8 protein-coding genes are annotated in these 7,041 nt (G+C 71.2%); 6 read left to right on the top strand and 2 right to left on the bottom strand.

Going from position 1 to position 7,041, the window contains the following annotated elements:
• Nucleotides 1–249 precede the first annotated feature (249 nt).
• A complete protein-coding gene (locus tag FV222_RS13430; protein WP_147753209.1) occupies nt 250–588 on the bottom strand; it encodes a hypothetical protein in 339 nt (112 codons plus the stop codon).
• Between the two features lie 283 nt (nt 589–871).
• On the opposite strand from FV222_RS13430, the gene FV222_RS13425 reads away from it, so the two are divergent.
• The 4 genes from FV222_RS13425 (at nt 872) to FV222_RS13410 (ending at nt 3,807) form a co-directional block, all read left to right on the top strand.
• Complete coding sequence (locus FV222_RS13425) at nt 872–1,306, top strand: DUF2948 family protein (RefSeq protein WP_147761705.1); 435 nt, start codon at nt 872–874, stop codon at nt 1,304–1,306.
• Nucleotides 1,307–1,344: 38 nt separating this feature from the next.
• Nucleotides 1,345–2,640: a histidinol dehydrogenase gene (hisD, locus tag FV222_RS13420; RefSeq protein WP_147761614.1), complete on the top strand. Its 1,296-nt coding sequence runs from the start codon at nt 1,345–1,347 to the stop codon at nt 2,638–2,640.
• 13 nt (nt 2,641–2,653) lie between these two features.
• Nucleotides 2,654–3,169 (top strand): UPF0262 family protein, encoded by a 516-nt coding sequence (locus FV222_RS13415; RefSeq protein WP_147761706.1) that lies wholly within the window; start codon nt 2,654–2,656, stop codon nt 3,167–3,169.
• Between the two features lie 152 nt (nt 3,170–3,321).
• Entirely contained in the window at nt 3,322–3,807 is a 486-nt protein-coding gene (locus FV222_RS13410; RefSeq protein WP_147753211.1) for a low molecular weight phosphatase family protein, read from the top strand.
• Nucleotides 3,808–3,873: 66 nt separating this feature from the next.
• Here the strand turns inward: FV222_RS13410 and FV222_RS13405 are convergent, their stop codons facing one another.
• Nucleotides 3,874–4,893, bottom strand: a complete 1,020-nt coding sequence (locus FV222_RS13405; protein ID WP_147814632.1) for an AAA family ATPase — start codon at nt 4,891–4,893, stop codon at nt 3,874–3,876.
• A 225-nt stretch (nt 4,894–5,118) separates the two neighbouring features.
• Between FV222_RS13405 and FV222_RS13400 the strand changes: the two genes are divergently transcribed.
• Both FV222_RS13400 and FV222_RS13395 read left to right on the top strand, forming a co-directional pair.
• Nucleotides 5,119–5,832 carry an MgtC/SapB family protein gene (locus FV222_RS13400; protein WP_147814630.1) on the top strand — a complete coding sequence of 238 codons (714 nt, stop codon included), beginning with the start codon at nt 5,119–5,121 and terminating at the stop codon, nt 5,830–5,832.
• Between the two features lie 450 nt (nt 5,833–6,282).
• Nucleotides 6,283–6,969 carry an SDR family oxidoreductase gene (locus FV222_RS13395; protein ID WP_147761617.1) on the top strand — a complete coding sequence of 229 codons (687 nt, stop codon included), beginning with the start codon at nt 6,283–6,285 and terminating at the stop codon, nt 6,967–6,969.
• The last annotated feature ends 72 nt before the right edge of the window (nt 6,970–7,041 follow it).

Here is a 7,041-nt window from a genome sequence, read left to right as displayed (position 1 = left end):
GCTTCCTGGCGGGCGTCCGCGCCGCCTGAGCGGCGCGGGTCGTTCGGCGGCTCGGCCCTGGGGGCCGGCGCGCTCCCGACCGAAGGCGGGGATCGGGGAGGGATCATGCTCTCCGAGCTCGCCCAGGACAGCAGCTCGCCCAGGACGCTCGCACCAGCCCGCGCGGTTCGCGGCGCCGAAGGCCTAAAACACGAAGGGCCGCCCGGCCCGATGGCTGGACGGCCCCCCCGCAAGGCGGGATCGCGGCGATCAGCGGCCGATGGCGCCGCGCTTGAAGCCGAAGCCCGGGACTTCACAGCCGCAGGACGAGTTGAACGGCGCGGGGCGGGTCACGCAGTTGCCGCGGGCGGTGACGCAGATGCTGCCGCCGCGGCCGCCGCCGCGGAAGTCGTCGCGGTCGCGGCGGCGCTCGTAGCGGTCCTCCTCGTAGTCGCGACGGCGCGGGCGGTCTTCGTCGTAGCCGCGGTCGAACCGGCGCGGGCCGCCGTACTCGTTGCCGTAATACTGGGCGCTGGCCCCGGTCGCGCCGAGGGTCGTCCCGAGGGTCAGGGCGGCGATGGCCGCGAGGGTGTAGCGCTTGATGGTCATGGGATGTGTCCGTCTCCGGTCCGAGATCGACGTGGGGTCTACGATTGGCTGCCTGAACGGCGGCTGAGGCCGGCGCAACAGCTGTCCGCGCCCCGGCCTCGACGCTCAACGCGCCAGACTGCGCATCGGCCGTCCCGATCCTCCGGTATGGTGGATGCGAGGGACCGGACACCATCCGCCGCGGCTCGTGCGACCCGGCCGCGGTTGCCGGAAGCGGCCGGTCTCGCTACTGACGCGGGCGAAAATGTTTCCCGTGAAACCCTCTCCGGAGCGGCCCGCCGACATGGAGCTTCTCAAGCTCGCCGCCCTCGACGCCGAGGACCTCACCGTGATCTCGGCCCACCTGCAGGATGCGGTGCTGAACGTCGCCGACCTCACGTTCCTAGCCGCCGAGCACCGCTTCGTGCTCGCGCTGCGCCGGTTCGATTGGCAGAGCCCGGAGACGCCGCGGCGACGGCTCGCCGGCCTGCATTTCGAGCGCGTGCTCGGGGTTCGCACCCGCGGCCTGACGCCGGGGGACGCGCCCTTGAGCCTGCTCGCGATCACCTTCGAGGAGACCGAGGCGCCCTCGGGCCTGGTCACGCTGCTGTTCTCGGGCCAGGCCGCGATCCGCCTCGAGGTCGAGTGCATCGAGGTACGGATGAAGGACCTCGGCCCGGTCTGGGAGGCCGAGAGCCGCCCGGGCCACGCGGCGCCCGTGCCCGGCCCGTCGGCTTGAGCCGTCGCGCCCCACACCATCAAGAGAAGCACGCGCCGATGATCCGCCTCGATAGCAGCGACCCGACCTTCGCGGAGGATTTCGCCCGGCTGCTCACGGTCAAGCGCGAGATCTCGGAGGACGTGGACGAGACCGTGCGCGGCATCATCGCCGGCGTGGTGAAGGGCGGCGACACCGCGCTCGTCGACTACACCCGTCAATTCGACCGGCTCGGCGAGGGCTTCACCGCGTCCGCCTTGCGGGTCACCGAGGATGAGATCGCCGCGGCGCTCCAGGCCTGCCCGCCCGAGGCACTGGAGGCTTTGCGCTTCGCCGCTGCCCGGATCGAGGCGTTCCATGCGGGCCAAGTCCCCGGCGACCGGATGGAGACCGACGCCCTCGGCGTCACCTCGGGCTGGCGCTGGACCGCGCTGGAATCGGTGGGGCTCTACGTGCCCGGCGGCACGGCGAGCTACCCGTCCTCGGTGCTGATGAACGCGATCCCAGCGCGCGTCGCCGGCGTGCCGCGGATCGTCATGGTCGTGCCGATGCCCGACGGGCAGTCGAACCCGTTGGTGCTCGCCGCCGCGCACCTGTCGGGCGTGCACGAGGTCTACCGCGTCGGCGGGGCGCAGGCGGTGGCTGCGCTGGCTTACGGCACCGAGACGATCGCCCCGGTCGCCAAGGTCGTCGGCCCCGGCAACGCCTACGTCGCGGCGGCCAAGCGCCGGGTGTTCGGGCAGGTCGGCATCGACATGATCGCCGGCCCCTCCGAGGTGCTGATCCTGGCAGACGGCCACGCCAACCCCGACTGGATCGCCGCCGACCTCCTGGCCCAGGCCGAGCACGATGTGGCGGCCCAGTCGATCCTGATCACCGACAGCGCGGAACTCGCCGAGGCCGCGGAGGCCGCCGTCGAGCGGGCGCTGACCACCCTGCCGCGCCAGGAGATCGCGCGGGCGAGCTGGCGCGACTACGGCGCGATCGTCCGGGTGAGGCACTTCGACGAGGCGGTGCCCCTGGTCGATCGCCTCGCGCCCGAGCACCTGGAGATCGAGACGCAGGACGCCGAGGCGCTGTCCAAGAAGATCCGCAACGCCGGGGCGATCTTCCTCGGCTCCCACACGCCCGAGGCCATCGGCGACTACGTCGGCGGCCCCAACCACGTGCTGCCGACGGCGCGCTCTGCGCGGTTCTCCTCGGGCCTCGGCGTCCTCGACTTCATGAAGCGCACCACGATCCTCGCCTGCACGCCGGAGAGCTTGCGGGCGCTCGGCCCCGCGGCGATAACGCTGGGCCGGTCGGAGGGCCTCGAGGGGCATGCCCGCTCCGTCGCGATCCGGCTGAACCTGTAGGGGCATGCGCACGATGTCGGAGGCCAAGGGGACTGAGACGCAGGCTGAGAAGCCGGCCGGGAAGGGCACGGACCGCCTGGTCTCGGTGGCGCTCGACGAGGACTCGATCGGCCGCGGCAACCCCGACCAGGAGCACGAGCGCGCCATCGCGATCTTCGACATCATCGAGGACAACCACTTCGCCATCCCCGGTCGCACCGGCCCCTACGCGCTCCACCTCGGGCTCGTGGAGAACAAGCTCTCCTTCGCGATCCAGTCGCCGTCGGGCGAGCCGGTGATGACCCATCTGCTGTCGCTGACGCCTTTCCGCCGGGTGATCCGCGACTACGAGATGATCTGCGAGAGCTACTACAACGCCATCCGCACCGCCTCGCCGACGCAGATTGAGGCGATCGACATGGGCCGGCGCGGCCTGCACAACGAGGCCTCTGAGACCTTGAAGGAGCGGCTCTCCGGCAAGGTCGACCTCGACCACGACACCGCGCGGCGGCTGTTCACCCTGATCTTCGCCTTGCACTGGAAGGGCTGAGGTGGCGTTGCGCCGCCCCGAGCGCGCTCCGCCGAAGTGGGCACCGGTTCGGCGTCAGAGCGCGCGGCATCGCGGAGTCTCGGCATCGCTTCCGATCGCGACGCGATCGGAAGCGATGCCGGGTCCGCACCGACGCTGAAAGCCCACGCGCGATGGACGTCCTCGTCCCGCCTCAGCCCGGCGACCTCGTCGTGCCGCGCAAGCGCCGGGTGCAATCGGTGCTGTTCATGTGCAACTTCAACGCCGTGCGCTCCCCCGCGGCGGAGGTGATCGCGCGCCACTACTTCGGCAAGTCGGTCTACGTGCAATCGGCCGGCGTGCGCTCGGGCGAGCCGGTCGACCCGTTCATGGTCGCGGCGCTGGACGAGATCGGCATCGACGCCAAGAAGCACCGGCCGCGCACCGTCGAGGAGCTCGACGAGTGGGAGGGGCTGAACTTCGACCTGATCGTGACGCTCGCCCCCGAGGCCCACCACAAGGCGCTGGCCCTCACCCATACGCTCGCCGCCGACGTCGAGTACTGGCAGACGGCCGACCCGACCATCCTCCAGGACGCCTCGCGCGACCAACGCATGGACGCCTATCGCGACGTCCGCGACGGGCTGACCTACCGGATCAAGATGCGGCTGAAGGGGTAGGGGACACGGGGCGCTGGTTTTCTTCCCTCCTCGCAGAAGGGGAGGGGGACGCGGCTCCGCGTGCCCTCAGGCCTCGATCCGGCGCATCCCCGTCACCGCGCCATAGCTGTTGGCCTCGATCCGCGCGGCCGCCTGGCGCAGGGGCTCGATCGCCACCGCCATGTGGTGGCCGTTGGCGTGGAGCAGCGTGTCGGCGGCGAGATCCGCCACGTCCTCGGGGATGACGTGGTCGCGGCCGTGGAGGTAGGCCCGCGCCTTGCCGGCCACCATCAGCGCCAGGGTGCCGCGGGGCGAGGCCGGATGCTCGATCGCGGCGCGAAGCTCGGGCGCGGCGGAATCGGTGCGCGTCGCTGCGACGATGCGCACGAGGTAGTCCTTCAAGGCCGGCGAGACGTAGGTCTTCAGCGCGGCCTCGCGTGCGGCCAGCACCTCGGCGACCGAGAGCTTCACCGGCATCGCCTCGCCGTGGTGGTTGAGCTCGCCCTCGACGAGGTCGAGGATCTTCCGCTCGGAGGCCTCGTCCGGCATGCCGACGACGACGTGGAGCAGGAAGCGGTCGAGCTGCGCCTCGGGCAGCGGGAAGGTGCCCGCATGCTCGATTGGGTTCTGGGTCGCCACCACCATGAACGGGTCGGCGAGGGGATGGGTCGTGCCCGAGACGGTGATCTGGCCCTCCGCCATCGCCTCGAGCAAGGCCGACTGCACCTTCGGCGGCGCGCGGTTCACCTCGTCCACGAGGATCAGCGAGTGGAACAGGGGGCCGGGCAGGAACTCGAAGGTGCCGGCGTCCTGCCGCCACACCGTGGTGCCGGTCAGATCCGCCGGCATCAGGTCGGGCGTGCACTGGATGCGGGCGAAGGAGCCGTCGAGCCCGTCGGCGAGCCGCTTGACGGCACGGGTCTTGGCGAGCCCCGGCGCGCCCTCGATCAGCAGGTGGCCGCCGGTGAGCAGCCCGATCATCAGGCGCTCGACCAAGCCCTCGCAGCCGATGAGCCCGTGCTCCAAACCGGCGCGAAGTTCGAGGATGCGGGCCCGCAACGGATCGGAGACGGCGCCGGGGCGCTCAGCGAGAGCGGCACCGCTCATGCCACCGCTCATGCGCGGAAAAGCCCGGCCGACTGTAGGTGAGCCTTCATCCTGCAAGTCTCCTCGTCGAACGCCGCGGACGTGGCCGCGGCACCTGGATTCTTGAGCGATCCATGAGCCAGGCCGGTGTGCCCGCTGCCCGGGGCACCCGTCAATCCCGCCGCGACCTGCGGTGGTAGCGGAGATCGTCACGGAAGCGTCATGCGCGTCCGTCTAGGAGACCGGATGGTCCTTCTGCCCACGCCCCTCCCCGAACCGGTCAACTCGGCGATCAGCCTGGTCGTCGCCTTCGTGCTCGGCACCCTGATCGGCGCCGAGCGTCAGTACCGCCAGCGCACCGCCGGCCTGCGCACGGCGGTGCTGGTGGCGGTGGGGGCCGCCGCCTTCGTCGACCTCGGCATGCGGCTGACGGGGGCCGAGGGCGCCACCCGCACCGTCGCCTACGTGATCTCCGGCATCGGCTTCCTCGGCGCCGGCGTGATCATGAAGGAGGGTATGAACGTCCGCGGCCTCAACACGGCAGCGACCCTGTGGTGCTCGGCCGCAGTCGGCGCCTTCGCCGGGGCGGACCTGCCGCTGGAGGCGCTGTTCGTCGCCGTCGCCGTCCTGGCCTGCAACACCCTGCTGCGCCCGCTCGTCAACGCGATCAACCGCTTCCCGATCGACGAGAGTGCCACGGAGGCGACCTACGAGGTCCAGGTCACCACCGCCCCCGGTGCGGCCGGCCCGGCGCAGGACATGCTGGTCGAGCGGCTCGAGGCGGCGGGCTACCCGGTCGGCGGCGTCGCGGTGGAGGAGCGCGGCGACGCGGTGGTGGACGTGGTCGCGACCCTCATCGCCAGCGCGGTGGCGGCCAAGGACCTCGACGCGGTGGTGGCGGCGCTGGCGACCCAACCCGGCATCCGCCACGCCACCTGGGCGGTGCAGACGGGGGATTGAGCGGGCAAGGGCACGCCCCGTCGAACCCGTTGCATATCGCGAGAAGGACGACGGCCCGCGTCTTTCTCCCCCGCAGCGGCTTGCAGATTCACACATGTCCGTTCCGGCACCGGGCTGATCGCGCGGAGCACAGTGCGGCCCCCTCTCCCGTTCGGGAGAGGATTGGGGTGAGGGGTCAGGTCGATCCGGAAAGGGCACACCCCTTACCCTGTCCCCCTTCCCGACCGGGAGAGGAGACTCGCGCCTCGCTCGGGATGCGTGGCGATATGTATGAAGGGGCTCGTTGGCTTCAGTGGGGAGGTAGAGCGCGGCGTTCCGTGCGTGCATCTTTCAAACTGCAGCCCCGAACGTGCGGCGGCACACCGGGGATCCGGGCCGGCGCTTCCCCCGTCGCTCGGTCAATCCACCTTCTCAGCACCGGCGCCGAAACCGCCCGGAAGGAGAGATCCCATGGCGAATACTCAGAAGAACGCGCTCATCGTCGGGGCCTCGCGCGGCCTCGGGCTCGGGCTTGTCGAGACCTTTCTGGGGCGCGGCTGGCGCGTCACCGCGACCCAGCGCAACGCATCGCCGGGGCTCGCCGCCCTGAAATTCGAGGCGCTGACGATCGAGACGGCCGACATCGACGACGACGCGGCGGTCTCAGGCCTGCACGACCGGCTCGCATCGCAGACCTTCGATCTGGTGTTCGTGGTCGCCGGCGTCGCGACGCAAGCGCACGATCCGCTGCACGCGGTGCCGCGGCAGGTCGCGGCGCAGGTCTACCTCACCAACGCGATCAGCCCAGTGCGCTTCGCGGAGACCTTCCGCGACCGCCTCGCGCCCGGCGGCAGCCTGGTGTTCATGAGTTCGATCCTCGGCAGCGTCGGGCTCAACACCTCGGGCGGCTGGGAGAACTACCGCGCCAGCAAGGCGGCGCTGAACACCTTGGTGCGTAGCTTCGCGATCCGCCACCAGGCGGAGGCCTTGAGCGTGGTTCTGATGCATCCGGGCTGGGTGCGGACCGAAATGGGGGGCGCCGAGGCGGACATCGACGTGGCGACCAGCGTCGGCGGCATGGCCGACGTCATCGAGGCCCGGCTCGGCCAGCCCGGCACAATGTACCTCGACTACCGCGGCGAGACCCTCGCCTGGTAGCACCGAACCTGGACGCGATCCGCGGGCGACCTCAGCGCCGCGGGTCGAGGGGGCGGCCGCGGCGCTCGACGA

This window comes from Methylobacterium sp. WL103 (assembly GCF_008039885.1).
Taxonomy (GTDB): domain Bacteria; phylum Pseudomonadota; class Alphaproteobacteria; order Rhizobiales; family Beijerinckiaceae; genus Methylobacterium; species Methylobacterium cerastii.
This window is presented reverse-complemented; position numbering and strand designations above follow the sequence as displayed.

What these genes read in the sequence shown, in the direction of transcription:
- FV222_RS13415 (WP_147761706.1), top strand. Translation starts at nt 2,654, where the DNA reads ATGTCGGAGGCCAAGGGGACTGAGACGCAGGCTGAGAAGCCGGCCGGG.
- FV222_RS13400 (WP_147814630.1), top strand. Translation starts at nt 5,119, where the DNA reads ATGGTCCTTCTGCCCACGCCCCTCCCCGAACCGGTCAACTCGGCGATC.
- FV222_RS13425 (WP_147761705.1), top strand. Translation starts at nt 872, where the DNA reads ATGGAGCTTCTCAAGCTCGCCGCCCTCGACGCCGAGGACCTCACCGTG.
- FV222_RS13395 (WP_147761617.1), top strand. Translation starts at nt 6,283, where the DNA reads ATGGCGAATACTCAGAAGAACGCGCTCATCGTCGGGGCCTCGCGCGGC.
- FV222_RS13410 (WP_147753211.1), top strand. Translation starts at nt 3,322, where the DNA reads ATGGACGTCCTCGTCCCGCCTCAGCCCGGCGACCTCGTCGTGCCGCGC.
- hisD (WP_147761614.1), top strand. Translation starts at nt 1,345, where the DNA reads ATGATCCGCCTCGATAGCAGCGACCCGACCTTCGCGGAGGATTTCGCC.
- FV222_RS13430 (WP_147753209.1), bottom strand. Translation starts at nt 588, where the DNA reads ATGACCATCAAGCGCTACACCCTCGCGGCCATCGCCGCCCTGACCCTC.
- FV222_RS13405 (WP_147814632.1), bottom strand. Translation starts at nt 4,893, where the DNA reads ATGAGCGGTGCCGCTCTCGCTGAGCGCCCCGGCGCCGTCTCCGATCCG.